The organism is Variovorax sp. P4_B10, assembly GCF_056402375.1.
The window spans coordinates 14,576-40,911 of the sequence record NZ_JBFUHN010000067.1 but is presented as its reverse complement, the minus strand read 5'-3'; the positions used below and the strand labels follow the sequence as shown (position 1 = coordinate 40,911).

Here is a 26,336-nt window from a genome sequence, read left to right as displayed (position 1 = left end):
GCACCAGCGCCGTGGCCACGCCGCCCGCCGCACCGGGCACCAGGATGCTCTTCGCCGGCTCGCTGCCACCGCAGCCTTGCAGCATCGCCTGCGCGAGCTGGAAGTTGCCAAGGCTCACGGCGTCGTTGAAGGCGATGGATTCGGGCAGCGCGAACGGTGCATCCGAAGGGACGCGAATGTATTGTGCATAGCAGCCGCCGCGCTCGGTCAGCTCGCGCGAGCTCACCAGCACGCGCTGGCCCAYGGCCAGGTTCGTCACGCCCTCGCCCACCGCTGCGACCACGCCGGCCATTTCATTACCCGGAATGGCCGGCAGCGGCGGCATCCATTTGTAGGTGCCGTTGCGGATGAGCACATCGGGACCGCCGGCGCCGATGGCATGCGCCTTCACCAGCACCTCGCGGGGGCCGGGCACTGGCACGGGGAGTTCGGTGGCCTCGAGTGCGTCCGGCCCGCCCGGAACGCGCACCCACACGGCTTTCATCATGTCGTTCATTCGCGTTGCCGTTTTTTCAGCGCTGGCCATCGTGCACGGACACCTTGTCCTTGGTCAGCCCACCGATGCGGGAGTGAATGCGTCCGCCGGTGCCCATCACCAGGGCGTACAGGATCTCATCGGGCCGCGGCGCATCCTGGATGCCGATCTCCATGCTGTTGTAGTGGCTGCGCACATAGGCCGCGTGGATGTAGTGCAGCGGCACCATCAGCCTGTAGCCGGTGGCGGCCACCGCCTTGGCGGCCGGCACGATGGCCTTGGGCTCGCCCAGCACCTCGCGCATGGCCCAGCCCCCGGCCTCGTGCCAGACGGCCGCGTGCTCGAGCTCGCCGTTCACACCCACGATCGCGGCCTTGCTGTAGACCTCGACCTTGTCGCGCCCGAGCGTCTCGACCAGTTCCTGCGCGAGCAGCGTGCCCAGTGCGCGCAGCTCGGCCATGAAGGGCATCAGGTCGGGTTCGTAGCGCCCCGCGTAGGGGTTGCGGATCACCGCGCAGGCGGCGGCCAGCCGCAGGGGCGTATCCGCAACCGGACCGCCCTCGTGGTAGATGGTCTCGATGTTGAGGCTGCGCTTGCGGATCTGGATCAGGGACATGGGTGTGGTTCTCACTGTTTGGGAATGTTGGCTTCGGCCACGAGCGTCGCCCATTTCTGCACCTCGGAGGCCACCATGGTCTTCATTTCGTCAGGGCTGCCGCCGCGCGCCTCGCCGCCCATGTCTTCCAGCCGCGCTTTCACTGCAGGCGACTGCAGGGCCTTGAGCGTTTCGGCGTTGAGCCGCTCCACGACGGCCTGCGGCGTGCCCGCCGGTGCCATCAGCCCGGCCCAGGAGCGCACGTCGTAGCCGGGGATGCCCTGCTCCGCGACCGTCGGCACAGCGGGCAGGCCGGCCCACCGCTGCGGGCTGGTCGACGCGATCGCGCGCAGCTTGCCGGCCTTGATCTGGGGCATGGCGATGGTGGGCGGCGCGATGATGAAAGGCACTTCGCCGCCCAGCAGCGCCGTGAGCGATGCGGCATCGCCGCGGTACGGCACATGCAGCAGCTCCGTCTTCGACATGCGGCTCAGCAACTCGCCGGCCAGATGGTGCGTCGAGCCGATGCCGGCCGTGCCGTAGGACACGCTGCCCGGCGCGGCGCGCGCGGCGGCCAGCAGTTCGCGCAGGCTCTTGAAGCCGGCATCGGACCGCACCACCACGAGGAAGGGAAAGAAGGTGATGGTCGACACCATCTCGAAATCGGCCACCGAGCGGTAGGCCAGCTTGCTGTAGAGCGCGCCCGCCACCGCATGGCCGCCGGTGGCGAGCAGCAGCGTGTAGCCGTCGGGTCTGGCACGCGCCACGGTGGTTGCAGCGATGGTGCCGCCCGCTCCGGTCTGGGCCTCCACCACGAAAGGCTGGCCCAGCCCCTTGCTCATTTCCGTGCCGACCACGCGTGCAATGGTGTCGGCGTTGCCGCCGGCCGCGAAGCCCTGGTAGATCTTGATGGGCCGCTCGGGGTAGCCCTGGGCACGGGCCGGCAGCGCCAGCCCACCGGCCAGGGCGAGGCCCGCCGCCACGAAATCTCTGCGTTGCATGGTTTGTCTCCAATTTTTCTTGATGCCTGCAACCGGGTGCGACGGTACATGCCGCCGCATCTCCGGTGCCTTGCCTTGCTCAGTGCTGTGCGGCGATCGGGTTGCGCAGCGTGCCGACGCCTTCGATCTCGACCTCGCAGACGTCGCCGGGCTTCATGAACCGCTGCGGCTTGCGGCTCCAGCCCACGCCCGCCGGCGTGCCGGTGGCGATGACGTCGCCCGGCACCAGCGTGAAGATGGTGGAGGCATAGTGGATGAGCTTCGGAATGCTGAAGATCATGTGGCCGGTGTGGCTGGACTGCACCGTTTCGCCGTTCAGCCGAACCTCCAGCTTGAGCTCGCGGCCGGGTGCGATTTCGTCCGCCGTGACCATCCAAGGACCGAAGCCGCCGGTGGACTCGAAGTTCTTTCCCGACGCGATCTGCTTGGCATGGAACTGCCACTCGCGCACGCTGGCGTCGTTGTAGCAGGCGTAGCCGGCCACATGCGCATAGGCCTCGCTCTCCGGAATGTTGCGGCCAGGCTTGCCGATGATCACGGCGAGCTCGCCCTCCCAGTCGAGCGACTCCGACACGTCGGGCCGCACGATGGGCTGGTTGTGCGCGCATTGCGAGCGCCACACGCGCAGGAAGATCGGCGGCTGCTCCGACAGCTCGCGCTGCATGCCGGCGGCCAGCACCTCCTGGTGATGGTCCATGTAGTTGCGCACCGCGCAGATGATCTTTTCCGACCGCGGAATCACGGGCAGGAAGGTGATGTCGGCGAGCTTCGCGTCACCCGCCCTGCCCTCCACATGCTCGGCGGCGTGCAGGTAGTCGCCCGAGCCGATGTACTCGGCCAGCGTGGCGTGCTGCGGCATGACGCGGCCGAGATCGACCACGTCCTCGCCGACCACGGCGCCCCAGGTTTCGCGGCCAAGATGTACGAACGACAGAAGTTTCATGGGATCTCCGATGGATGGATGAATGAATGAATGGGGAACGGACAGGAAGCGGATAGGTGTCAGCCGTGCGCGGCCGGCGCGCGCGAGGCGAACTCGGCCTGCCACTGCGCGAGCGGCATGAAGGTGGGATCGCTGCGGCAGATGGCCTCGGTCTCGCGCATGATTTCTTCGTCGCTCTTCGAAAGGTCGAGCGGGTCGCCGTGCGGCTGCGCGATGTAGAACGGGGTGTCGATGTACACCTCGAGCATGTTTCCCTCGGGGTCCAGCATGTAGACCGAGAGCGCATTGCCATGGTTGAGGCCGCGAATGTCCGTCGCGCCGCGCGCCGCCGCCCGGGCCCAGATGTCGCGCATCGACTGGATGCCCGGCACGGCGAACGACAGCTGCATCACCGTGCTGAAGACGGCATCCGCGGGACGGCCCGAGGCCACGACCAGCTGGTGGTGCTGGTGCGGGCTGGCGCTCAGGAAGACCAGCTGGTTCTTGAAGGTGCGGCCCACACCCCGATCGGTCACCGTGAGGTCGAACACCTCGGTATAGAAAGCCACCATCCGTTCCAGGTCGGTCACGTAGATGCCGAAATGCGAGGGTGTCGGTCGGTCGACCTTGAGCATGGTTCTTGTCTCCTGCGATGGTTCGTTGAGGTGCGGGCGCAAAAGGCCCTCGGGCATCAGGTGTTCTGCATCCGGCGCAGCGCCGCTTCGACGTTGCGCTGCGTGCTCCGGATGTGCTCGGTGAGCAGTGCGCAAGCCGTCTCGCTGTCGCGCCGCAGGGTTGCATCCATCAACTTGCGGTGCTCGACGGACTTGCGCCGCGCCACCTGCCGGTGCCGCGCCGAGAAGCGCCGGTAGCGCTCGGCCTGGTCGAACAGGCTCGCGCTCCACATGCGTTGCCGCTCCGATGCGCAAGCGGCCAGCAAACCGAGATGGAAGTTGCGATGCACCTCGCTCCATTCGTCGTCGAGCACCAGCGCGCCGTCGCCGAAGCGGGACTCGATCTTTTCCAGCCGGTGGAAGGCGGCCACGATGCCCGCCTCCCAGGCGTCGTCGCCGTGTTCGATGGCACTGGCCAGCGCCTGCACGTCGAGCATCAAGCGCATGTGCGTGATGTCGTTGAGATCGTCCAGCGCGATCGGCGCGACGCGGAAGCCGCGGCGCTCGTCCGCACGCACCAGCCCTTCCTGGGCCAGCCGGCTCAGGGCTTCGCGCAGCGGGCTGCTCGAAAAGCCGTAGTGGCCTTGCAGCTCATCGAGCTTGAGCTTGCTGCCGGCCTCGAAGTGGCCCACGAGCACATCGCGGCGCAGGCTGCGAAAGGCCTGCTCGGAAAGCGGCGTGGCGCTGTCGGTGGCGGGAGCGTTGGTGGATGTGGAGTGATTCAGCATTCTACAAATTATGCACAAAATAATTTCTATGCACAATTCTGTTTTTCTGCCTGATTACCCTGCCCGGGCCACCGAACGAAAGATTGACTTGCCCGCCAATGCCCGAGCCGCGAGACTTTGCGCATGACCTTGCTCCAGCATCCATGACAGCCAGAAAGCCCGCACGCCACCTGTCGGCCGTCCCTTCGACCCTGAGGATCCCCCTGGCCGCGCGGGCTTCGGGCGATGCGCTCTTTCCGCATGTGGCCGTGAGGGACGCCTACGCTGCGGCGATCCTCGAGAAGATCCGCGACGACGGCCTGGCCCTGCCGGAAGACCGGGCGACCATCTACGGCATCCTCGCGCGAACGCGCCGCTTCCGCAGCCTGGCGCAGGATTTTCTGAAACAGCATCCCGGTGCCCGCGTGGTGAACATGGGCTGCGGCCTGAGCCACTACTTCCAGTGGCTCGACGACGACAAGTCCCGCATGACCGATGCCGACCTGCCCGAAGTGCTCGAACTGCGCCGTGAACTGATTCCCGAGACCCATCCGCGCCACGATGTCCGCGAGCTCGACCTGACTGCCCCCGACTGGTGGGATCAGCTCGGACTGCCACGCAAACGCAAGGCGCAGCCGGTCTTCCTTTTCACCGAGGGCGTGCTCATGTACCTGAAGCCGGAAACCGTGCAGGCCGTCTTCGCGACGTTCGGCGAGCGGGCGCCCGCAGGCTCCGTGCTGGCCTTCGATGCCATGTGCTGGATCGCCACGGGCCGGGCCAGGAACCATCCGTCCGTGCGTCCGACAGGCGCGGAGTTCCTCTGGGGCCTGCGCAAACCAGGTGACCTGACGCAGGCCCACCCACGCCTGCGGCTTCAAGCCACCTACCGCGTGATGGAAGGCCTGGGCCTCCCCTACGCGCTGTTCGGCCCGATGTTCAGGATGTTCTTCGGCGTGCCGCTCTACGCGGTGTACGCGCTGGGCGCCACGAATGCGGCCGATACATAAATGCACAATTTTCCGAAACGGCGGCTTTGTCCGGCCTGCATTGCGCGGAATGGCTGACGCGGGGAGGCCCGCCGGCTGCGTCATGCTTGCCGCTGTTTCCATCGCAGAAAATCCTGCGCTTCACGCTGCTTTAGGATGTTTTTCCGAAGCCCGCCTCGTTTTCGCCTTCCCCCCAAAGACTCGCAACCCTCAAGAAACACATGCTTGATCGCCGATCCTTCCTTGCCGCAGGTGGTGCCGCCGCCGCACTGGCCGCCCTCGGACTGCCCGCGCAAGCGCTGGCCGCCAGCGGCCTGCAACTGAGCCAGCCCTCGCCCTTCTCCTTCGACAGCCTCGTCGCGCAGGCCAGGCGCCTGGCCGCGCAACCCTATGCGGCCGCTGCGCCGCTCGCACCCGATGTGCTCGAACGCATCGACTACGACGCGCACGGCAAGATCAAGTTCGACCCCGCCAATGCCCTCTTCCGCGAGGGCCCCGGCGCCTTTCCCGTCACCTTCTTCCACCTCGGCCGTTTCTTCCAGACGCCGGTGCGCATGCACGTGCTCGAGAACACCGACGGCGATGCCTTCTCGCGCGAGGTGCTCTACAGCCCCAGCTACTTCTCGATGCCGCCCAACAGCCCGGCGCGCGCACTGCCGCCCGGCGCGGGCTTCGCGGGCTTCCGCCTGCAGGAAAGCCGGCTGGGCGACCAGAGCAAGCTGGACTGGCAGAAGAACGACTGGGTCGCCTTTCTCGGCGCCTCGTACTTCCGCGCAATCGGCGAGCTGTACCAGTACGGCCTCTCGGCACGCGGCCTCGCGCTCGACGTGGCGGTGCCCGACAAGCCGGAAGAATTTCCGACCTTCACGCGCTTCTATTTCGAGACACCGGCCGCCAACAACACCACCTCGATGACGGTCTACGCGCTGCTCGAGGGGCCGAGCGTCACGGGCGTCTTCAAGTTCGTGATGCAGCGCGGCAAGGCGGTGATCATGGACATCGATTCGCGCCTCTTCCTGCGCCGCGACGTGGCCCGCCTGGGCCTCGTGCCCCTCACCTCGATGTACTGGTACTCCGAGACCATCAAGCCCACCGCCATCGACTGGCGGCCCGAGGTGCACGACTCCGACGGCCTCGCGATCTGGAACGGCGCGGGCGAGCGCATCTGGCGCCCGCTCAACAACCCGACGCAGACGCGCGCCTCCGCGTTCGCGGACACCAGGCCACGCGGCTTCGGCCTGCTGCAGCGTGATCGATCGTTCGACCACTACCAGGACGGCGTGAACTACGAGAAGCGCCCGAGCCTCTGGATCGAACCGCGGGGCGACTGGGGTGAAGGCTCGGTGCAGCTGATCGAGATTCCGACCGACGACGAGATCCACGACAACGTCGTCGCCTTCTGGGTGCCGAAGGCCGATGCCAAGGCGGGCGCGAGCTACAGCCTGCAGTACCGGTTGCACTGGACCGACCAGGAGCCCTTCCCTTCGCCGCTTGCGCGCTGCGTGGCCACGCGCATCGGACGCGGCGGCCAGCCGGGCCAGCCGCGTCCGCAGGGTGTGCGCAAGTTCATGGTCGAGTTCATCGGCCAGCCGCTCACCACGGTGCCCTTCGGCGTGAAGCCCGAACTGGTGCTGACCGCGCCGCGCGGCAAGTTCTCGTACGTCTTCGCCGAGGCGGTGCCCAACGGCGTGCCCGGCCACTGGCGCGCGCAGTTTGACTTCACGCCTGAAGGCAACGAGCCGATCGACATGCGGCTCTACTTGAAGAACGGGGACCAGACGTTGACGGAGACCTGGCTGTATCAGTACCAGCCAGGTTGAGCCGGGACTTCAAGCCCAAGCCCGGTTCGCAGTACCCGTCGGTAGCCCATCGCGCGTGTTCACGCTGCGATGCAACGCCCGCGATCCGGCGCTGACGCTTCATTTCGTCTGCATTCAGTTGATCCGCGCGCCGATGAGATGCATGGCTTCAAACTGGCTGCCGGTGAAGTCGACCTGCTCGCCCCGCAGATAGCCCGCGCTCACCTGGTTGCCAGTGCACCCCAGCAGTTGCACCTGCGTCCAGTGGCTTGCATCAAAGTTCAGTTCCGTCCAGGTGCACTTGCTGAAAGTGCATTTGGCGAAGGTGCTTGCCTTGAACTGCGACGCGCTGAACGTGCAGTTCACGAACGTGCATCCGGTGATCTTGATTCCCTGCATGTCACATTGGCTGAACGAACAGCCGACGAACTGGCATGAAGTCCAGGCGGCCTCGCGGAACGTGGTCGACGTGAAGCTGCTGCCGCTGAAGGTGCTGGACGTGAACGTGATCAGGTCGAGGTCCAGACCTGCATAGGCACTGCCGTCGCTTTCGCCGGCAAGACCAGCCGGGGCACCGCCCGTGCCTTTGCGCCACTTGTCGTGGTCCTGGATGAGCGTGCGCGCTCGCGCAGCACTGAGTGCGGACATGTGTTCCTCCCTGAACCCGCTCCTGTGTGTCAGGAGTCGCACGGCGGATTATGGGAGGCGAATGACGACGACATCCGCAGGAAACGATCTGACAACCATCCCGCAGCAAGCAGCGTGATGGACTGCACGGACCGTGCGTCCGCCAGGCCGGCTCCAGCCGGCCGCTGCAGTTACCGCTTGGTCACCGATACCAGTTCAACTTCGAAATTCAACGTCGCGTTCGGCGGAATCACGCCGCCCGCACCGCGCGAGCCGTAGGCAATCGCCGGCGGGCAGGTCAGCTTGGCCTTGCCGCCCGGCTTCATCTTCTGCACGCCTTCGGTCCAGCATGGGATCACGCCGTTGAGCGGGAACTCGGTGGGCTCGCCGCGCTTGTAGGAGCTGTCGAACTCCTTGCCGCTGTCGGGGAAGGTGCCGCGGTAGTGCACCTTGACCACGTCCGTGGCGGCGGGCGATGCACCGGTGCCTTCCTTCAGCGACTGATAGATCAGGCCGCTGGGCGTGGTCACGGCGGCGGATTGCGCCCAGGCGGCGGGCATGGCGAAGACAGACACGAGAGCGGCACAGAAAAGAGACTTCACGAAACACCTCGGGAATTGGAAAGGCCCCGATTATGGCCAGCACGCGGACCGCGCCTGTGCGCCGATGTATCTGGTGGAACGACCCTTGCTTTGCTGGATGCGCACTGTCAACATCCGCAAAGAGAGGAAGCCCCATGCATTCCACCGAAGCCACGCCGGCCGCATTCACCGTTCAGTCCGGCACCGGTCACCTCAAGAAGGTGCTCGGCCCCGTTCAGCTCTGGGGCATTGCGGTGGGCCTCGTCATCTCGGGTGAGTACTTTGGTTGGAGCTACGGCTGGAACACGGCCGGCACGCTCGGCTTCCTGGTCGCCACGGTGCTGGTGGCCACGATGTACACCACCTTCATCTTCAGCTTCACCGAACTCTCGACCGCCATCCCGCATGCGGGCGGGCCCTTCGCCTATGCGCGGCGCGCCTTCGGCCCGAACGGCGGCTTCGTGGCGGGCTTTGCCACGCTGATCGAATTCGTCTTTGCGCCGCCGGCCATCGCGCTCGCCATCGGGGCCTACCTCAACGTGCAGTTCCCGGGCATCAACCCAAAGTGGTTCGCGCTCGGCGCCTATGTGATCTTCATCGGGCTCAACTGGGTGGGCGTGGGCATCGCGGCGGCCTTCGAACTGTTCGTGACCATCCTGGCCATCGTCGAGCTGCTGGTGTTCATGGGCGTGGTCACGCCGGGCTGGACCATGGCCAACTTCGTTGCCAACGGCTGGGCCGGCGGCAGCGTGCTCAACGGCGCGGCCATCTCGGGCATCTTCGCGTCGATCCCGTTCGCGATCTGGTTCTTCCTCGCCATCGAGGGCGCGGCCATGGCGGCCGAAGAAGCGCGCGACCCGCACCGCACCATTCCCATCGCCTACACCACCGGCATCGTCACGCTGGTGGTGCTGGCCTTCGGTGTGATGATCTTTGCGGGCGGCGTAGGCGACTGGCGCAAGCTCGCGAACATCAACGACCCGCTGCCGCAGGCCATGAAGGCCGTGGTGGGCGACAACAGCGGCTGGCTTCACATGCTGGTGTGGATCGGTCTCTTCGGGCTGATCGCCTCCTTCCACGGAATCATCATGGGCTATTCGCGGCAGATCTTCGCGCTGGCGCGTGCCGGCTACCTGCCGAGCTACTTCGCGGGGCTGAGCCCGCGCTTCGACACACCGCACCGCGCACTGCTGGCCGGTGGCGTGATCGGCGTGGCCGCGATCTTCAGCGACGAGTGGGTGCAGTTCGGCGGCCAGACGCTCACGGCCAACATCGTGACCATGGCCGTGCTCGGCGCGATCGTGATGTACCTGATCTCGATGGCGGCGCTCTTCAAGCTGCGCCGCACCGAGCCCAACCTGCTGCGCACCTACCGCGCGCCCTTCTACCCGGTGTTCCCGGCGATCGCGCTCGGCCTCGGCGTGGTGTGCCTCGGCGCCATGGTCTGGTTCAACTTCATGCTCACGGTGCTGTTCCTCGTGCTGATGGCCGCGGCCTACGGCTACTTCCTGCTGACCTCGGCGCAGCGCAAGGCGGCCGCGCCCGACGAGATGCTTTCTTCCTCGACCACCACCGCCTGAAAGACGATGCGCTATCGCACCACCATCGACCAACAGGTCTTCGCCTTCGACGACCTGCGGCAGGTCATGGCCTTTGCCAGCCCCGCGCGCTCCGGCGACTACCTCGCAGGCGTGGGGGCGGCCACCGCGCAGCAGCGCATGGCCGCGCGTTATGTGCTGGCCGAGACGCCGCTCAAGCAGTTCCTGACGGAAGCGCTGATTCCTTACGAGAGCGACAACATCACGCGGCTCATCATCGACAGCCACGATGCACAGGCCTTCGCGCCGGTCTCGCACCTCACGGTCGGCGACTTCCGCAACTGGCTGCTCTCGGAAGAAGCCACGACGGCCACGCTCACCACGCTGGCACCGGGCCTCACGCCCGAGATGGTGGCGGCCGTGTCCAAGCTCATGCGCAACCAGGACCTGGTGTCGGTCGCGAAGAAGTGCAGCGTGGTCACCCGGTTCCGCAACACCATCGGCCTGCCCGGCCATCTGGCCGTGCGCCTGCAGCCCAACCACCCCACCGACGACCTGCGCGGCGTGGCCGCGTCGACGCTCGACGGCCTGCTCTACGGCGCAGGGGATGCGGTGATCGGCCTCAACCCCGCGTCCGACAGCATGCCGGTGCTGGGCCAGCTGCTGCGCCTGCTCGACGAAGTGATCCAGCGCTTCGAGATTCCCACCCAGAGCTGCGTGCTCACGCATGTGACCAACACGCTCAAGCTCGCGGAAGCCGGGGCACCGGTCGACCTGGTGTTCCAGTCGATCGCGGGCACCGAGAAGGCGAACCTCTCCTTCGGCGTGACGCCCGAGCTGCTCGACGAGGCGTATGCCGCGGCGCTGGCGCTGAAGCGCGGCACCATCGGCAACAACGTCATGTATTTCGAAACCGGCCAGGGCAGCGCGCTCTCGGCCAACGCCAACTTCGATGTCGACCAGCAGACCTGCGAGGTGCGCGCCTATGCGCTGGCGCGGCGCTACAAGCCCTTGCTCATCAACACGGTGGTCGGCTTCATCGGACCGGAGTACCTGTACGACGGCAAGCAGATCATCCGTGCCGGCCTCGAAGATCATTTCTCCGGCAAGCTGCTCGGCCTGCCCATCGGCTGCGACATCTGCTACACCAACCACGCCGAGGCCGACCAGGACGACATGGACACCCTGCTCGTGCTGCTCGGTACCGCGGGCATCAACTTCATCATGGGCATTCCGGGCGCTGACGACGTGATGCTCAACTACCAGAGCACCTCGTTCCACGACGCGCTCTTCCTGCGCGAAACACTGGGCCTGAAGCGGGCGCCCGAGTTCGAGGCCTGGCTGCAGCGCATGCAGATCACCAATGCCGCCGGGCAGCTCGCGCCGCCGTCGGCCAACCGCCTGCTGGCCGGCATGGGCGGGCTCGCCGCACTCACGCCATGAGTGATGCAGTAACCCCCAACCCCTGGGCGCAATGGCGCTCGGCCACGCCCGCTCGCCTTGCACTCGGCCGCGCCGGCGCCGGCATGCCCACCGACGAAACCCTGCGCTTCGGCTGGGCCCATGCGATGGCGCGCGATGCCATCCATGCGGCGCTCGACGTCGATGCGCTCGAGGCCACGTTGAGCGCGCAGCACTGGGAAGTGGCGCGCGCACGCAGCCGCGCGGCAGACCGCACCACCTACCTGCGCCGCCCCGACCTGGGCCGCCAGCTCGACGACGACGATGCCGGACGCCTGCGGGGCATCGGTCGCTACGGCTGCGATGTCTGCATCGTCATCGGCGATGGCCTTTCCTCGCTCGCCGTAGCGCGCCATGCCGCACCGCTTCTCGCGGCGCTGCGCTCGCAACTGCCGGTCGACACGCGCTTTGCACCCGTGGTCATCGCCACGCAGGCGCGCGTGGCATTGGCCGACGAGGTGGGCGAGCTGTTCGGCGCGATGCTTTCGGTGATGCTGATCGGCGAGCGGCCCGGCCTGAGTTCGCCCGACAGCCTCGGCATCTACCTGACCCATTCGCCCAAACGCGGCCGGCACGATGCCGAGCGCAACTGCATCTCCAACGTGCGCCCCGAAGGCCTGCCTTACGAAGCCGCGGCATTCAAGCTGGCGTGGCTGATGCGTGAGTCCCTGAGGCGCGGGCTGACCGGCGTGGGGCTCAAGGACGAGAGCGACCTTGCCGTGCTGCAGCAGCACGACGCACCGGAGACCGGTCGGACCATCGGGCTTTCCAGATAGCCAAATACGCAATAAAATGACTCTTAAGCCGTTTAATAGTCATTTTATTGATGTCAAAAAGCAGCCGCAGCCTCTCGGCCCTGCCCTCGCAAACCGCCCTGCCCCTTGAAAGGCTTGGGCTGCGCCTTCGCGCGCACCGGGTCCATCGCGAATGGACCGTCGCCGAAATGGCCGAGCGGCTGCTGTGCTCACCCAACACCCTGCGCGCACTCGAATCCGGCAAGCCCGGCACCAGCATCGGCCTGCTGGCCCATGCGCTGTGGCTCTTCGGCGAGATCGATTCGCTCGACAGCGTGGCCCCCGCCCCCGCCGGGCTGGCCGCGAAGCGCCGCGTGCGCAGGCCGACCGCGCAAGGCGCCGCGGGCGTGATCGCGGAGGGCGAACGTGACTTCTGACGACGCCGATGTCGAGCGGCGTATCTACGTCGGCCTCGCGCACCACACCGGCGAACGGGTGCAACCGGCCGGCCTGATGAAAGTCGTTCGCCGCGGCGTGGTGGAGTCCGGCGAATTCGCCTACGGCCGGCGCTATCTCCAAGACCCGGCGGCCGCACCGCTCAACCCCGAGCACCTGCCGCTGCGCGATGCCGCTTTCGTGTTGCCCGAGCGCCGCATCCGCGATGGCGGCGCCATGCCGCTCACGCTGCGCGATGCGCTGCCCGACAGCTGGGGACGCAAGGTGCTTGAGATTCGCCAGGGCAAGCCCCTGTCCGACATCGATGCATTGCTGCTGACCAACGAGGACCGCATCGGCGCAATGGTGTTCGCCGAAACGCTGCCCATCGAAAGCGAAGAACCGCCTTCGACGCTTCTGTCGCTGGAGGAGCTCGCCGAAGCGTCACGGCGCGTCGAAGCCGGCATGGAGATCGGCCCCGACATGCATCGGCTCCTGCGCGGCGGCAGCCTGGGCGGCGCGCGACCCAAGGCAGCCTTTGTGCATGAAGGCCGGCGCTTCATCGCCAAGTTCGCGTCGCGTGGTGATGACCACGACGTGGAAGTCATCGAGGCAGCCACGCTCTGGCTGGCCGACGCCTGCGGCATCGATGTCCCGCACTTCCTGCTGCGCCCCCTTGCGTCGGGGCACGCCCTGCTGGTCGAGCGCTTCGACCGCGCGGGTCCGGTGAGCGACGAGCGGCGCTTTCACTACCTCTCGGCTTCGGCACTGCTCGATGTGCCCTACGAATCCAGCGGGGGCAGCTACGTCGAGCTGGCGCAACTGCTGCGGCGCATCTCGCGGCAGCCGCAAGAAGACCTGGCCGAGTTGTTCCGGCGCATGGTGTTCAACCTGGCGGCAGGCAACAGCGACGATCACGTCAAGAACCATGGCGCGCTGCGGAGCGAAGACGGACGGTGGCGCCTGGCCCCGGCCTTCGACCTCGTGATGCAGTTGGGCGGTCACACGGGTTATCAGGAGTTGGCCATTCTCCCGGGGCAGCACGCGTCGAGCCTTGCGCTGGTGCGCGAGGCCGCGCCGCACTTCGGGCTGACCGCTGCGGCGGCGGAAGAAGTCATCGTTGTCATTGGCGAGACAGTCGCTGTTCATGCGGCGGCCAGCGTGGCATCTGCTGGTGGGAATCAGGCGCTCGTGCGGCGCGTTGCGCGCTTCATCGAGCGGCAGGCTGAACGCATCGAGGCTTAGCAGGGCTCGTTCGCGGCTTTTGGTGAGGACGCCGGGATCGAACGGCCGCTTTCGTGAAAGTATGTACAGTCACTTTGGGCCCTGAGCGGCCAGACGACTACCCGAATGCGATGCCTGGGAGCGGTCGTTCAAGCTACCCGCAGTCAATGCCAGCACCTCTGTGTCGGTGCATCACGTCTGGTGCTGGCAAGCACGGTCGTCGAAAGGGGCAAACGTCTCCGCAATCCACTCGATGAACACACGGAGCTTGGTGCTCAAGTGTCGATTGCTCGGGTACACCACATGCAAAGGATGACGCGGCCGCGTCCAGTCGTCGAGCACGGTTCGCAGCGCATCGGTTTTCATGTGCGGAACGACCATGAACTTGAAGGCTTGCCCGAGCCCTGCTCCGGTCAGCAGTGCGCTGAGGTGGGCGGTGCTCTCGTTGACGCCCACGGCAACCTGGCCGTTCACTACCACATGCTCATCTCCCTTCCGAAAGTCCAGCGAAAACGCCTTCCCGGTGAGCGACGAAAAATACCCGACGATGGCGTGGCCTGGCACGCGCGTCTTGTCATTCGAGGTCGATTCGCGAGGCAACAGCTCGGAAGGATGCTTGGGAACGCCACGAGCGCCCAGATAGATGGGGCTGGCGCAGGTGCACCAGTCGAGGTCCGCGATGTGCCGCGCAACCAGCGAGGTGTCCGCGAGCTCGCCACCGCGGATGACACAGTCCACACCTTCTCCGATGAGGTCGATCGGGCGGTCGCTCACGCCCAGATCGACATACAGCTCCGGGTAGCGCGCGCGGAATGCGGGCAGCGCCGGAATGAGGATCATGTTCGCCAGTACCGACCCGATGTCGACTCGAATCCTGCCGCTGGGCCGGGTGCGCGTTCTCGCCGCTCGCTCGTCCATCTCGTCGAGATCTCCGAGCAAGCGCCTGGCTCTTTCGACGTACTCGGCGCCCTCGGGTGTCAGATGGACTCGACGCGTGGTTCTTTGAAGCAGCTTGACGCCCAGATGACGTTCCAGATCCTGCACGAGCTTCGTGACGGTCGCTCGCGGGATGTTCATGGCGTCCGCGGCTTTCGAGAAGCCGCCCACGTCGGCGATACGCGCGAACACGCGCAGGGCAAGCAGTTGATCCATGGTCGATCGAGTGAAGACGAGAGGAGAGTGCCAGTCATTATTCAGGCACATGGAATAAGTAGTCAAGTTCGGATACTTTATCCACACGTGTGCATTCCCTAAGCTTCGCTCACCCTTTCATCAACTGGAGCAAAGACATGGGCACAAGACTTTCGGGCAAGGTCGCAGTCATCACCGGCGCGAGCACCGGCATCGGTCTCGCAGCGGCCAAGGCGTTCGCGTCGGAAGGCGCATTCGTCTACATGACCGGCCGCCGTCAGGCGGAACTCGACGCTGCGGTCGCCGCCGTGGGACCGAACGCCATCGGCGTGCGAGGCGACTCGAGCAAGCTGGCCGATCTCGATCGCCTGTACGACAAGGTTGCGACGGAGCACGGCCGCATCGACGTGCTGTATGCCAATGCTGGTGGCGGCAGCATGCTCCCGCTCGGTGCCATCACCGAGGCGCATTTCGACGAGACCTTCAACCGCAACGTCAGGGGCGTCGTGTTCACGGTTCAAAAGGCGCTCCCGCTGCTCGACAAGGCCGTGAACGGTGCGTCGGTGATTCTGGCGGGATCGACCACCGGCATCGTCGGCACGGCGAGCTTCAGTGTGTACAGCGCGACCAAAGCCGCGGTCCGAAATCTCGCGCGCAGCTGGGTACTGGATCTCAAGGGCAAGGCGATCCGCGTGAACACGCTGTCACCGGGCCCCATCCACACGCCTGGTCTCGTGGACCTTGCAGGGCCCGATCCCGCCCAGCAGCAAGGACTGCTCGACTACATGACGACCCAGATCCCGATCGGGCGCATGGGTCAGCCGCAGGACGTCGCGCAGGCGGCGGTCTTCCTGGCATCCGAAGAGTCGTCATTCGTCACCGGCGCCGAATTGTTCGTCGACGGCGGACTCGCACAGGTCTGAGTCACGCTGCCGCCGCCACGACTGAAAAATCACTTCCAATTCCAATCACCCGACAGGACATCATCATGAAAAACGCCACCCGCCTGCTTCAAGACTATCTCGCCACCATCCAGGACCCCGCGGCCGCAGCAGCGCTGTTTGCGGACGACGGCGTCCTGGAACTCCCCACCGTGAACGCGCGCGCCCAAGGTCCGGCTGCGATCGAGAAGTTCCTCAAGGGATTTCTCGCGATGGTGCCGGGCTTCCACTTCCACAACATCCGCATCCTGATCGAGACGCCCGACCAGGCCTTCGGCGAGTACGACGTGGATGCGCGGGTGCCCGCAACGGGAAAGACCTACAAGCAACGCTATGCCGGCCGGCTCGTCGCCGAAGCCGGAAAGATCAAGCTGTTGCGCGAGGCACTGGACACCCTCGAGGCTTCAAGAGCTTTCACACCTGACTCCGAGCCGCAGCTGAAGGCTGTCGTCATGGAATACATCAAAGCCCTCGACAACGGCGGAACGACGTCCACAGGCGGCAGCGTCCTGGATCTCTTTGCCGAAGATGCTCAGGTGTACTTCCCCAAGTGGGGCGTGGCCAAAGGCAAGGAGCAGATTCTCAAGCTGTTGATGGAATTCGGTCCCTCGCTGAAGGCCATCAAGCACGACTATGACGGCTTTGTCTGGACGGTGTCGGGGTCCCGCGTCGCGGTGGAAGGCACCAGCAGCGGCGAGCACCGCGACGGCCCCTGGACTTCAGCCAAGTGGTGCGATGTATTTGAGATCAAGGAGTCGAAGATCCAGCGTCTATTCGTCTATCTCGACCCGGACTATGCGGGCAAGGACACAGACCGCTATCCGTGGCTGGCGGGCAAGAGCTAACGGAAATCCACGACTGGTGGAGTCGAACAGGATGGGCGGTCGCGTGACCATCGCCGCGACCGGGTCAATTGCTATTACCTTCACGTCCGATAGAGAGCCGTCGAGCCAATGAGCGAATCCGGCAACTTTGGTCGATTGAACATCCTTGGACCTGTCGGTCGCGACTGGCTGCTTGTGGCCGATAGTACCCATCCATGCGCTCTTCGAGTTGAACCAACTGCTCCATTGCAAATGACAGGCTGCAAAACCCGCAGCCTGCCAAACCAGCCCCTACTGGCCAGTCTCAGGCGTCTCGCGCTGCGCCTTCACACTCAACTGGAACAACTCCCCGGCCCGACGCGTCAGGTCGGCTGCGAGCCAATGCAGGTTGGCCAGCTGTCGGGGCCCGTCGCCGCTGCACCAGTCGATGTCTTCTCCGTGGCAGGTCCACATCAGCGCTTCGAGCTGCGCGAGTGTGGTCTCGAGAAGATCCGTCGGGTTCTGGTCGTTCCCGTCGGGGGATACCGGCGTGCGAGGCCGGGCTATAGTCTGGGTAGCCATTTGGTGTGCGTTCCTTTCCGAGGTGATTGCACGTCTTCTGGTTAGACGGCTGGGGTGTTTGCGCACCCCGGCCGTCGCCTTTTGATACCTCGCATTTGCATCGGTGCTTGCGCACCGACAACCCGCCGCGAGGCGAAGCGGTTCTTCATTCATTCGGCTTGTGGTGTGTTGCGCCTTGCTGCGCCCCTTGGTGGGGGTGCTGAGTGACAGGGGCATTCACTTTAGAGAAGAGCGCATGCTGTGTGGCCGCTGCGTGCGGCACGAAGTCTCGATTCGCGCCAACAAATACAGCTTCGGCCGCGCGACGCAGACGCATGCCGATCGCGCACAGCCTGGCATGGCTGATGCATAGGTCGATGCAGAAGTGTCACGGGCGTTGCATACGCTCGCTGCCTCTCATCCACAAACGCACAACAACAGGGAACGCATGCAACGCCGCCTCCTCCTCCTCACCCCGCTCGCCACCGCGCTCGTCGCCACCGGCTGCGCCAGCCTCTCGCCCGCCAAGGGCCTCACGCCCGCGCACTGGGACGCCTTCAACCGCGCACAGATCGAGGGCCTGATCGCCAGCCTCGGCAAGGGCAGCCCGGGCTACAACGCAGCCAGGCCACCCTACGTGGTGTTCGACTGGGACAACACCAGCGTGTTTCTCGACATCGAGGAAGCCTCGCTGACCTACCAGCTCGAGAACCTCGCCTTCGGCGCCACGCCCGCGCAGCTCGACGTGGCGCTGCGCAAGAACATCCCGAAGAAAGACTTCCTGCCCGCGTACAACAACACGGCGGGCAAGCCGGTCAACATCGACCTCGTGGTGCCCGACATCGTGGCCAGCTACACCTGGCTCTACCAGAACTACAGCGGCCTCAAGGGCAGCCAGCCGCTGGCGGCCGTGAAGCTGAATCCGCACTACATCGCCTTCACCACCAAGGTGCGCTATCTCTACGAAGCCATCGGCGACACCTTCGACCACGACACGGCCTACCCCTGGGTCACCTACCTTTTCGTCGGCATGACCGAGGCGCAGGTGCGCAAGCTCACGGCCGACACCGTGGCCTGGCAGTTGAAGGAGCCGGTCGTCAAGGTGAAATGGACCTCGCCCACCGCCGTGCCGGGCCAGGCGGGCGTGGTTTCGGTCAGCTGGAAGAACGGCCTGCGCCTGCAGCCCGAGATGCAAGAGCTGTATGCCGCATTCCGCAATGCCGGCTTCGATGTGTGGGTGTGCTCGGCGTCCTTCGTCGACGTGATCAAGGAAATCTCTTCGAACCCCGCCTTCGGCTACAACAACCCGCCCGAGCGCGTGCTCGCGATGGAGTTGGAGCGCGACGCCAACGGCGTGATTCAGGCCGAGTTCCGCCGCGGCTACGACCAAACCCAAGGCCCCGGCAAGACGAAGAACATCCAGCGCTTCCTGGTCAGCAAGTACGGCTACGGCCCGAGCTTCATCGCCGGCGACAGCGAGGGCGACCAGAACATGATGGCCGACTTCGCCGACACGAAAAAAGTGCTGATCGTGAACCGGCTGCGCGACCCGAAGACGGACATCGGCAAGTTCTCGGCCATCGCGGTGCAGAACTACGGCAAGCCTGACACGCGCTACCTGCTGCAGGGCCGTGACGACAACACCGGCCAGTGGGTGGCTTCGCAACTGCACACGCCTCTGGGCGCCACGCAGGGCAAGGCGCTCAAGTAGGGCAACGCAGGTGGGTGCCTATTGAGTATTTCAGGCTGATCGTGGACGACGGGGGTGGCGCGCAAGTGATTTAGCGCCCGTTCGGGTGGATGTGCTGCCAAGCGAGGCACGTCGCTCCGTGAGTCCGTTGTGCAAGGTCGTGCCGCGGCGAGTCACTCCAGCGCTGGATATGATGCAGCGCCCCCTGCAGGCTTTATCAAGAGGAGACGTCTTGATCTACCGTGCTCGCACCATTGCTACGCCTCTCCCCAGCATCCGGTACCTCAACACATGACCAAAGCGCGCGCCGTGCCCATGCCTGGCAACAGCGTGCTTGCGCCGCTTTACGCGGGCGCGGACCTCCTGGACGCCTTTGCAATTCGATTGCCGGCGCACGCCAGCGATGACCTGGAGGTGCTGGCACGCGCCGCGTTGGAGCGACAGGCCTGGTGGATTCGTGCGCTCACACGGGCCCGCGACGTGGTGATGGCGACCGTCGGCGTCAAGTCGTCGCGCGCCGTCGGTCTTGCCGCCGCGGCGCGTGGGCCGGTTATCGGCTTCTTCCCGGTGCTGTCAAAGAGCGCGACGGAGTTGGTGGTGGGCGAGGACGATCGGCATCTCGACTTCCGCGTCACCATGCAACTTCGCATCGATGCCGCAAATGGGCGCGAGCTGGTCGCGGGGACGGTGGTGCATTGCCACAACCGACTGGGGCGCATCTATCTTGCGACGATTGCACCGTTTCATCGCGTGATCGTGCGGGCGAGTCTGGAACGGGCGGTGAGAGCAATGAAGATCTAAGTAGATATGCCTGGCGCCGGGAGTCGGCATATCGGGAGCTTCAAGCGAAGGAGAGATGAGGGCCTCGGCCATCGAAATGCGCACCTATGATCCTGGCATCGAACACCAGGAGACAACAAGCATGGCCGCCCGCTACCCCCTCGCCGAACTCAAGGACCTGCCCGAAGACATCCGCACCGCGATCCTCGCCGTGCAGGAAAAGGCCGGCTTCGTGCCCAACGTGTTCCTCGCGCTGGCACGCCGGCCGGCCGAGTGGCGCGCCTTCTTCGCGTACCACGACGCGCTGATGCTCAAGGAGGAAGGCTCGCTCACCAAGGGCGACCGCGAGATGATCGTCACCACCACCAGCGCGGCCAACCAGTGCCTCTACTGCGTGGTGGCGCACGGCGCGCTGCTGCGCATCTACGAGAAGAAGCCGCTGGTGGCCGACCAGGTGGCGGTGAACTACCGCAAGGCCGACATCACGCCGCGCCAGCGCGCGATGCTCGACTTCGCGATGAAGGTCTGCGACCGCTCGCACGAGATCGACGACAGCGACTTCCCGCCGCTGCACGCCCATGGCTTCGACGACGAGGACATCTGGGACATCGCGGCCATCACCGCCTTCTTCGGCCTGAGCAACCGCCTCGCCAGCTTCAGCGGCATGCAGCCGAACAACGAGTTCTTCCTGATGGGGCGGCTGCCGCGCGAGAAGAAGTAAAGCGGTGTTCAGCCCTGGGCGCGGCAGGAGGCCAGCGCGTCGAGGGCGGGCTTGTAGGTGGGCGTGCTCACGTCCATCAGGCCCAGCACCGTGTGATAGAGGTTGTCGTGCGTGAGCGGCGCATCGAGCCCCGCTTCCATGCACTTGTGCGAGAGCTTGCGGCGCTCGCTCATGCCTTCGCTGAACCAGGTGACCATCGGCACGTGCTTCTGGGCCTCGGGCGCAAAGCTGTACGGCACGCCGTGCAGGAACAGGCCGTACTCGCCGAGCGACTCGCCATGGTCGCTGACATACAGCATCGCCGGGTCGTACTGCCTCGACTGCGCCTTCAACCAGTCGATGGTCTGGCCAAGGAAGCGGTCGGTCTGGACGATCGAGTTGTCGTAGACGTTCATCAGTTCGGCGTGGCCGCACTCGGCCAGCGCGTTGGTCTTGCACTCGGGCGTGAAGCGCTTCACCTCCGGTGCCGAGCGCTTGTAGTAGGCCGGGCCATGGCTGCCCATCTGGTGCATCACCAGCACCACGCCCTTGGCGCGGCGCTCGGCCGGCAGCGCGGCAATCCGCTCGTCGAGCCCCTTGAGCATCACGTCGTCGAGGCACTCGTCGCCGTCGCACAGCGCCTTCTTGGTGGCCGCGTCGAGGTTGTCGAAGGCCGATGCGTTCGGGATGCGCGTGCAAACGTCCTTGCAGCCGGCCTGGTTGTCGAGCCAGAGCACGGCCAGGCCGGAAGCCTGCAGCACGTCCATCAGGTTCTCGTAGTCGTCCTTGCGCGATTCGTAGCCCTGCTTGCCCAGCGGCGAGAACATGCACGGCACCGAGGCCAGCGTGTTGGTGCCGCACGAATGCACATCGCGGTAGCTCAGCACGCCGCGCTTCGCCAGCTCGGGCGTGGTGTCGCGCGCATAGCCGTTGAGGGCGAAGTGGTCGGCGCGCGCCGTCTCGCCCACCACCACCACGAACATCGGCGGGCGCACCTGCGCGGCGTAGCTCGCGCCCAGCGCCGTGCCTGCCGTGATGGGAATCAGCTTGCCGCTGCGCTTGAACATCGGCCTGATGAACACGGACCCCGTCGAGTAGAGGCTCGCAATCGGGTTCATCATGTAGCGCAGGTGGACGTTGTTGCGCATCAGCGGCGCCAGCTGCCGGTTCATGGCCACCGCCGTGCCCAGCGCCACCACCACCGCCAGCAACAGCAGCGCCGCGTTGCGCCAGAGCTTGGAGAGAAAGCGCATCGGCGCGATGCGCACGCGCCAGAGCGCCCAGCCCGCAGGCAGGGCCACCACCAGCACGTTGAAGGCCATGCGCCCGCTCAGCAGGTCGCGCGCTTCGTGCGGGTCGGTCTGCAGCGCGTTGGCGATCATGGTCGGATCCATGACGACGCGGTACTCCAGCATGTAGTGCTGCACCACCGCGGCCACCAGGACCACCGCGAACCACAGCGGCTTCATCCAGCGCGACCAGGCTGTCAACGAAAGTATTGCCACCGAGCCGCACATCGTGAGCAGGCTCATGGCCACGATCGTCGGCAGGTAGGTGCTCGGCGCCCCGCCGATGCGGGCCAGTTCGTTCCACAACGGCCAGTTGGCGGTCAGCGCCAGGTACAGGCTGAGCCAGAGCACGACCTGCCCGGCGGAACGCGGCTGCGCCAGCCACCGGTCGAAGCGCGCCCACGGCGCATTGGCTGCAGGAAGGGGTTGCGAAAAGGACTCGGAAGCGCGCGCACGGTGCGCAGGCGCGGGCTCGGTACGCGAAACAGACATGTAATTAATGTACGAACAGCGCCTGAAGGGAGTCTGAATCGATCATTCAGCCCGTGTTCAGTCTCACCCCGCGCGAGACCGCCGCCGACGAGGGACGGCCTTCGAAGCGACAAGACTCAAAGGACGGCTCACACAGCGCTCCACCATGATCGACACCAGCATGCCAAGGACCACCGCCGCCGCCACATCGGATGGAAAGTGCAGTCCCAGGAACAGGCGACTCCAGCCTACCACCGCCGCCACCGCGAGCGCAATCAGCATGGGCGAGCGCCGCGGCAGGCACCACAGCGAAAAGGCCGCAGCAAAAGTGCCGGCCGCATGCAGGCTAGGAAAGCCCGGCCGCACGCCCTGCGGCGCCCACTGGATGCCCAGGCCGTAGAACGCGGGCCTGGGAAACGGCATGGCCGAGCGAAACAGGTTCACGAGCAGCCACACCGTCAGCACGCTGACCAGCGCGGTGAAGAAGGCATGGCGCCAGCGGCGGTCGAACGTGGCGCCGAGGCCGATCGTCGCCGCCAGCAAGGCCGGCAGCGCATCGGAGGCGAAGAGCGCGAACTGGATGCTCCATGCCGGCGCCGAAGCGCCCGCGTTGAACCATCCGAACAGCGCGATATCAAGAGCCTGCATGCAGGGGCGCCGCCGGTTCGAGCAGACTCGGATTCAGGCGCGTCACCATGACGTCGATGGCGAAACCGACCACCCAGCAGACCCAGGCGGTCCAGAGCGTGTGACTCATGTAATGGGCGCCACGCAGCTGCTGGGACACCCCAAGCGCCAGGCCCGCGACCAGTGCCGTGCCCAGCCAGATGAACGCCGCACGGGACGAAACCCGGCGCAGCACGAAGTAGCCGCCGATATAGGCGAATGCGGCCGACGCATGCCCGGCCGGGAAGCACCCGCCCGCACCGCCGTCGCCCACGCCCCATGCCCAGTGCGAAACGTAGTGCGCCACGCCGCCGAACTCCTTCAGGTCCCAGGGGCAGCTCGTGCCGCTGGCATGCTTGATCAGGCTGACGGCCAGCACCGACGTCAGCACGGTCACCGCGAGCTGCACCCGGCCTGGCGTGGACAGTTTCCGCAGGACGCCCACCGGCCAGCGGATGGCGGCGAACAGGCTGATCACCAGCAGCCAGCTCAGGTTCCTGGCGCCCTCGTGCATCACATGAACCAGGAAGGCGTTCTCGCGCCAGGGAAAGCCCATCGGCGTTCCGGCCATGCGTGCCAGCCAAAGGTCGCCGCCGGAAGCGTCCCAGATCATCAACAAGGCCAGTGCGAGCAAGGTCAGGGCTGCGAGACGGAAATTCGCGGTACGTGTCATGAACAAAGGAAACAAGAGGCCTCAGGAAAGACTGGCACGAGCCTACTTTCAGGGGATGAACCCAGTCTGAAGCGACCTGAACGAAACCTGACGCAACCTTTCGGCTGCCCTGCGGGCGCTAGACTTCGTGTTTTTGGAGAGACAAACCGCGTGCGCATATTGCTGGTCGAAGATGACACTGCGTTGGCAGATGCCGTTTGCAGCTATCTGCTCGCCAAGGCTTTCGTGGTCGACGTGGCGACCAGCCTCGCCGAGGCGCGCGGCGCCCTGCTCTCGGTGCAGTACGCGGCGGTGCTGCTCGACCTGCACCTGGGCGACGGCGACGGCCTCTCGCTGCTGCCCCAGGTGCGCGCGCTGCGGGAACCGCCCATCGTCATCGTGCTGACGGCCCGCGACCAGGTCACCGACCGCATCCGCGGGCTCGATGCCGGTGCCGACGACTACCTCATCAAGCCCTACGACCCGGCGGAACTGCTGGCCAGGCTGCGCGCGGTCGAGCGGCGGCGCAGCGCCAACACCTCGCCGGTGCTGCAGCTCGGCACGCTGGAAATCGACCTCGCCCACGACCGGGTGCGCAAGGACGGAAGCCCCGTCGTGCTGACCCAGAAGGAATGGGCCCTGCTGCGCGTGATGGCCACCCGCCCCGAGCGCATTCACACCCGCGAGAACCTCGCCGACGCGCTCTACGGCTTCGGCGACGAGGCCGACAGCAACACGCTCGAAGTCTTCATCAGCCGCCTGCGGCGCAAGCTGGGCCGCAGCCACATCCAGACACTGCGCGGCCTCGGCTACCGACTGTCGTTCTCGGCGGACGACGACGAATGAGCGACGCCCTCCCCCGGAACGGCCGCGACTCGCTGGCCGGGCGCCTGACACGCACCCTCATCGTGTGGGTCGGCGGCGTGTGGCTCCTGTGCGTGCTGGCCGTGGTCTGGTACGTGGACCGCGAGATCAACCACAACTTCGACAGCGAGCTGGTGGAAGTCTCGCACCGCATGTTCGACATGGCGGTGCAGGAACTCGAGAAGCTCCGGGTCCAGCACGAGACCGGCACGCTGGACACCCCGCTGATCGCGCCCAAGCAGCTGTTCTCCGAAGACGCGGTGATGTACCAGGTGGTCGACGTCCACGAGCACGTGCTGCTGCGCTCGGCCGAGGCGCCCGTCGATGCCTTCGATGTTCCGCTGGCCGGCGGCTTCGCCAACAACCAGACCTGGCGCGTCTACACCGTGCGGCACCCGACGCTGGGGCTCTACTTCCAGGTGGCCGACCCGCTCGACGAGCGCCGCAGCGCGCTGAACCGCACGCTGTTCGGCCTGATCATTCCGCTCGGCGCGGTGCTGCCGCTGCTCGCACTGGTGCTGCGCAACGTCGCGCGCGCCGAGCTGCGTGTGCTGCAGCAGCTGGCCGGCGAGATCGAGAAGCGCAGCGGCACCGATCTGCGGCCGATCACGCTGCCGGGCCTGCCGCAGGAGCTGCGCTCGGTGGGCGACCACGTCAACAGCCTGTTGGAGCGGCTCTCGCAATCGCTGGACGTCGAGCGCGCCCTCGCCGCCAACGCGGCCCACGAGCTGCGCACGCCGCTGGCCGCGGCGCGCCTGCGGCTGCAAACCGCACTCGACCACGACCTGCATCGCAACGACGTACAGGGCGCGCTCGATGCCCTGCAGGTGCTCAGCCACCGCACCGAAAAACTGCTGCAGCTCTCGCGCGCGGAGTCGGGTGCATCGCTCGCGCGCGCACGGGTCGACCTGGTCCAGCTCGCGGGCACCGTGGCCCAGGAGTTCTGGCAAGACCCGCTGATCAACGAGCGCCTGAAGCTCAAGGTGCCCGACAGCGCGGCGCCCGTGACATTCGGCGACGTCGATGCGCTGGCGATCGCCCTGCGCAACCTCGTCGAGAACGCGCTGCGCTACGGCAGCAACGGCCGCGTGGTGATCGAAGTGGCGGCGCCCTGCACGCTGGTGGTTCGGGATTTCGGTGCCGGCGTCAGCGCGGCGCAACTCGAGACGCTGCAGCAACGCCACGTGCGGCACGGCTCGGACCGCGCAGGCTACGGACTGGGCCTTTCGATCGTCGGCACGATCGTCGAGAAGCACAACGCGAAGCTCGAGCTGGCATCGCCGCCTGCGGGTGCGGCCCAGGGCTTCGAGGCGCGGATCGTGCTGCGGCCGGCCTAACGGGCTCGCGCCTTCTTCGGCATGAAGCCGTCGGAGTTGTCGAAGCCGAACTGGCCGGCGCTTGCCATCGCGGCCATCTTCTTGACCAGGTGCTGGCGCACAGGCTTCGGCAAGGCAAAGAATTCCGCGTTGGCCCTCGTGCTGCGATCGCCGTCCAGGATGCCGGTGATGGCATGGATCACCACTTTTCGCCCTTGGTAGAACACGACGATCTTGATGCCGCCCGCGTAGTCATCGCTGTCGAAGCCATCTTTCTCATCCGGCGCGAAGAAGCGGTAGACCAGGATGGGCTCGATCAGCCCATCCGCATCGAGATCGGCGAACTCGAAGAGCCTCGACCTGAAGTTGATGCCGGCATCGTCCTTGCCGGCGAAGTCGCGAATCGACCATTGCCGCGTCAGCACGTTGTCGTTTCCCACCTTGAAAAGCGTGGCCTGGATGACCGAGGACAGCGTCTCGTTGGCAAACGGCAAGTCCTGCTTCTCGGCGAGCAGCAATGCGTAGCTGCCGGACTTGTCGGTGTAGCAATAGCGCTTGAACACCGGGAGTTCGACGCCGGCTTTCTTCACCGCATCGGCCTTCAGGAACGGCGCATTGGCGGGGCATGCATTCTTCTCGGCCTGCGTCGTCTGGGCATGGCTCGCAGCGGCGAACAGCACGAACGCGGCAAGCGTCAGTATTTTTCGCTTCAT

28 protein-coding genes are annotated in these 26,336 nt (G+C 65.9%); 14 read left to right on the top strand and 14 right to left on the bottom strand.

What is annotated here, in order from left to right:
• The 6 genes from AC1DXX_RS25360 to AC1DXX_RS25335 all read right to left on the bottom strand — a co-directional run.
• On the bottom strand, positions 1 to 496 hold a 496-nt coding region (locus AC1DXX_RS25360; RefSeq protein WP_478136978.1), incomplete at its 3' end, for an alcohol dehydrogenase catalytic domain-containing protein.
• Between the two features lie 16 nt (positions 497 to 512).
• Positions 513 to 1,091, bottom strand: a complete 579-nt coding sequence (locus AC1DXX_RS25355; RefSeq protein ID WP_478136977.1) for an amino acid synthesis family protein — start codon at positions 1,089 to 1,091, stop codon at positions 513 to 515.
• 11 nt (positions 1,092 to 1,102) lie between these two features.
• Positions 1,103 to 2,071: a tripartite tricarboxylate transporter substrate binding protein gene (locus AC1DXX_RS25350; protein ID WP_478136976.1), complete on the bottom strand. Its 969-nt coding sequence runs from the start codon at positions 2,069 to 2,071 to the stop codon at positions 1,103 to 1,105.
• A gap of 79 nt (positions 2,072 to 2,150) precedes the next feature.
• Positions 2,151 to 3,014 (bottom strand): fumarylacetoacetate hydrolase family protein, encoded by an 864-nt coding sequence (locus tag AC1DXX_RS25345; protein WP_478136975.1) that lies wholly within the window; start codon positions 3,012 to 3,014, stop codon positions 2,151 to 2,153.
• A gap of 59 nt (positions 3,015 to 3,073) precedes the next feature.
• Positions 3,074 to 3,628 (bottom strand): VOC family protein, encoded by a 555-nt coding sequence (locus tag AC1DXX_RS25340; RefSeq protein WP_478136974.1) that lies wholly within the window; start codon positions 3,626 to 3,628, stop codon positions 3,074 to 3,076.
• A 56-nt stretch (positions 3,629 to 3,684) separates the two neighbouring features.
• Entirely contained in the window at positions 3,685 to 4,395 is a 711-nt protein-coding gene (locus AC1DXX_RS25335; RefSeq protein WP_478136973.1) for an FCD domain-containing protein, read from the bottom strand.
• Between the two features lie 143 nt (positions 4,396 to 4,538).
• Between AC1DXX_RS25335 and AC1DXX_RS25330 the strand changes: the two genes are divergently transcribed.
• Both AC1DXX_RS25330 and AC1DXX_RS25325 read left to right on the top strand, forming a co-directional pair.
• Positions 4,539 to 5,381: a class I SAM-dependent methyltransferase gene (locus AC1DXX_RS25330; protein WP_478136972.1), complete on the top strand. Its 843-nt coding sequence runs from the start codon at positions 4,539 to 4,541 to the stop codon at positions 5,379 to 5,381.
• Positions 5,382 to 5,581: 200 nt separating this feature from the next.
• Positions 5,582 to 7,180 carry an OpgD/OpgG family glucan biosynthesis protein gene (locus tag AC1DXX_RS25325; protein ID WP_478136971.1) on the top strand — a complete coding sequence of 533 codons (1,599 nt, stop codon included), beginning with the start codon at positions 5,582 to 5,584 and terminating at the stop codon, positions 7,178 to 7,180.
• A 114-nt stretch (positions 7,181 to 7,294) separates the two neighbouring features.
• Here AC1DXX_RS25325 and AC1DXX_RS25320 read toward each other — a convergent pair whose 3' ends face one another.
• Both AC1DXX_RS25320 and AC1DXX_RS25315 read right to left on the bottom strand, forming a co-directional pair.
• The gene (locus AC1DXX_RS25320) at positions 7,295 to 7,807 is read right to left on the bottom strand and encodes a pentapeptide repeat-containing protein (RefSeq protein WP_478136970.1); all 513 of its coding nucleotides are present in this window, start codon (positions 7,805 to 7,807) and stop codon (positions 7,295 to 7,297) included.
• A gap of 170 nt (positions 7,808 to 7,977) precedes the next feature.
• Positions 7,978 to 8,346, bottom strand: coding sequence for an FKBP-type peptidyl-prolyl cis-trans isomerase (locus tag AC1DXX_RS25315; protein WP_478136969.1), 369 nt, complete (start codon positions 8,344 to 8,346; stop codon positions 7,978 to 7,980).
• A 176-nt stretch (positions 8,347 to 8,522) separates the two neighbouring features.
• On the opposite strand from AC1DXX_RS25315, the gene eat reads away from it, so the two are divergent.
• From eat to AC1DXX_RS25290, 5 genes are read left to right on the top strand one after another with little or no spacing between them, the layout of a single operon-like run.
• Positions 8,523 to 9,947 (top strand): ethanolamine permease, encoded by a 1,425-nt coding sequence (gene eat / locus AC1DXX_RS25310; RefSeq protein WP_478136968.1) that lies wholly within the window; start codon positions 8,523 to 8,525, stop codon positions 9,945 to 9,947.
• A 6-nt stretch (positions 9,948 to 9,953) separates the two neighbouring features.
• Positions 9,954 to 11,348, top strand: coding sequence for an ethanolamine ammonia-lyase subunit EutB (locus tag AC1DXX_RS25305; RefSeq protein WP_478136967.1), 1,395 nt, complete (start codon positions 9,954 to 9,956; stop codon positions 11,346 to 11,348).
• Positions 11,345 to 12,142: an ethanolamine ammonia-lyase subunit EutC gene (eutC, locus tag AC1DXX_RS25300; RefSeq protein ID WP_478136966.1), complete on the top strand. Its 798-nt coding sequence runs from the start codon at positions 11,345 to 11,347 to the stop codon at positions 12,140 to 12,142. The genes AC1DXX_RS25305 and eutC overlap by 4 nt, the downstream gene beginning before the upstream one ends.
• Before the next feature lie 50 nt (positions 12,143 to 12,192).
• Positions 12,193 to 12,537: a helix-turn-helix transcriptional regulator gene (locus AC1DXX_RS25295; protein WP_478136965.1), complete on the top strand. Its 345-nt coding sequence runs from the start codon at positions 12,193 to 12,195 to the stop codon at positions 12,535 to 12,537.
• Positions 12,527 to 13,780, top strand: coding sequence for a type II toxin-antitoxin system HipA family toxin (locus AC1DXX_RS25290; protein WP_478136964.1), 1,254 nt, complete (start codon positions 12,527 to 12,529; stop codon positions 13,778 to 13,780). The genes AC1DXX_RS25295 and AC1DXX_RS25290 overlap by 11 nt, the downstream gene beginning before the upstream one ends.
• A gap of 171 nt (positions 13,781 to 13,951) precedes the next feature.
• On the opposite strand, the gene AC1DXX_RS25285 is transcribed toward AC1DXX_RS25290, so the two are convergent.
• On the bottom strand, positions 13,952 to 14,911 hold the full coding sequence (locus tag AC1DXX_RS25285) for a LysR family transcriptional regulator (RefSeq protein ID WP_478136963.1): 960 nt from the start codon (positions 14,909 to 14,911) through the stop codon (positions 13,952 to 13,954).
• 137 nt (positions 14,912 to 15,048) lie between these two features.
• On the opposite strand from AC1DXX_RS25285, the gene AC1DXX_RS25280 reads away from it, so the two are divergent.
• Together AC1DXX_RS25280 and AC1DXX_RS25275 are read left to right on the top strand one after the other, a co-directional pair.
• The gene (locus AC1DXX_RS25280) at positions 15,049 to 15,813 is read left to right on the top strand and encodes an SDR family NAD(P)-dependent oxidoreductase (protein ID WP_478136962.1); all 765 of its coding nucleotides are present in this window, start codon (positions 15,049 to 15,051) and stop codon (positions 15,811 to 15,813) included.
• A gap of 65 nt (positions 15,814 to 15,878) precedes the next feature.
• Entirely contained in the window at positions 15,879 to 16,676 is a 798-nt protein-coding gene (locus AC1DXX_RS25275; protein ID WP_478136961.1) for a nuclear transport factor 2 family protein, read from the top strand.
• A gap of 270 nt (positions 16,677 to 16,946) precedes the next feature.
• On the opposite strand, the gene AC1DXX_RS25270 is transcribed toward AC1DXX_RS25275, so the two are convergent.
• Positions 16,947 to 17,216 carry a hypothetical protein gene (locus tag AC1DXX_RS25270; RefSeq protein ID WP_478136960.1) on the bottom strand — a complete coding sequence of 90 codons (270 nt, stop codon included), beginning with the start codon at positions 17,214 to 17,216 and terminating at the stop codon, positions 16,947 to 16,949.
• A 427-nt stretch (positions 17,217 to 17,643) separates the two neighbouring features.
• On the opposite strand from AC1DXX_RS25270, the gene AC1DXX_RS25265 reads away from it, so the two are divergent.
• The 3 genes from AC1DXX_RS25265 (at position 17,644) to AC1DXX_RS25255 (ending at position 20,386) form a co-directional block, all read left to right on the top strand.
• Positions 17,644 to 18,906 carry an HAD family hydrolase gene (locus tag AC1DXX_RS25265; protein WP_478136959.1) on the top strand — a complete coding sequence of 421 codons (1,263 nt, stop codon included), beginning with the start codon at positions 17,644 to 17,646 and terminating at the stop codon, positions 18,904 to 18,906.
• 270 nt (positions 18,907 to 19,176) lie between these two features.
• On the top strand, positions 19,177 to 19,686 hold the full coding sequence (locus AC1DXX_RS25260; protein WP_478136958.1) for a DUF2867 domain-containing protein: 510 nt from the start codon (positions 19,177 to 19,179) through the stop codon (positions 19,684 to 19,686).
• 121 nt (positions 19,687 to 19,807) lie between these two features.
• A complete protein-coding gene (locus AC1DXX_RS25255) occupies positions 19,808 to 20,386 on the top strand; it encodes a peroxidase-related enzyme (protein ID WP_307647575.1) in 579 nt (192 codons plus the stop codon).
• Positions 20,387 to 20,394: 8 nt separating this feature from the next.
• Here AC1DXX_RS25255 and AC1DXX_RS25250 read toward each other — a convergent pair whose 3' ends face one another.
• The 3 genes from AC1DXX_RS25250 to AC1DXX_RS25240 all read right to left on the bottom strand — a co-directional run bounded on the left by AC1DXX_RS25250 (position 20,395) and on the right by AC1DXX_RS25240 (position 23,464).
• On the bottom strand, positions 20,395 to 22,146 hold the full coding sequence (locus AC1DXX_RS25250) for a phosphoethanolamine transferase (RefSeq protein ID WP_478136957.1): 1,752 nt from the start codon (positions 22,144 to 22,146) through the stop codon (positions 20,395 to 20,397).
• Positions 22,147 to 22,209: 63 nt separating this feature from the next.
• The gene (locus AC1DXX_RS25245) at positions 22,210 to 22,773 is read right to left on the bottom strand and encodes a phosphatase PAP2 family protein (RefSeq protein ID WP_478136956.1); all 564 of its coding nucleotides are present in this window, start codon (positions 22,771 to 22,773) and stop codon (positions 22,210 to 22,212) included.
• A complete protein-coding gene (locus tag AC1DXX_RS25240) occupies positions 22,760 to 23,464 on the bottom strand; it encodes a phosphatase PAP2 family protein (RefSeq protein WP_478136955.1) in 705 nt (234 codons plus the stop codon). The genes AC1DXX_RS25245 and AC1DXX_RS25240 overlap by 14 nt, the downstream gene beginning before the upstream one ends.
• Before the next feature lie 150 nt (positions 23,465 to 23,614).
• On the opposite strand from AC1DXX_RS25240, the gene AC1DXX_RS25235 reads away from it, so the two are divergent.
• Complete coding sequence (locus tag AC1DXX_RS25235; protein ID WP_478136954.1) at positions 23,615 to 24,289, top strand: response regulator; 675 nt, start codon at positions 23,615 to 23,617, stop codon at positions 24,287 to 24,289.
• Complete coding sequence (locus AC1DXX_RS25230) at positions 24,286 to 25,644, top strand: sensor histidine kinase (protein WP_478136953.1); 1,359 nt, start codon at positions 24,286 to 24,288, stop codon at positions 25,642 to 25,644. Before AC1DXX_RS25235 ends, AC1DXX_RS25230 begins: the two co-directional genes overlap by 4 nt.
• Here the strand turns inward: AC1DXX_RS25230 and AC1DXX_RS25225 are convergent.
• Entirely contained in the window at positions 25,641 to 26,336 is a 696-nt protein-coding gene (locus AC1DXX_RS25225; protein ID WP_478136952.1) for a M949_RS01915 family surface polysaccharide biosynthesis protein, read from the bottom strand. The two genes, AC1DXX_RS25230 and AC1DXX_RS25225, sit on opposite strands and share 4 nt — an antisense overlap.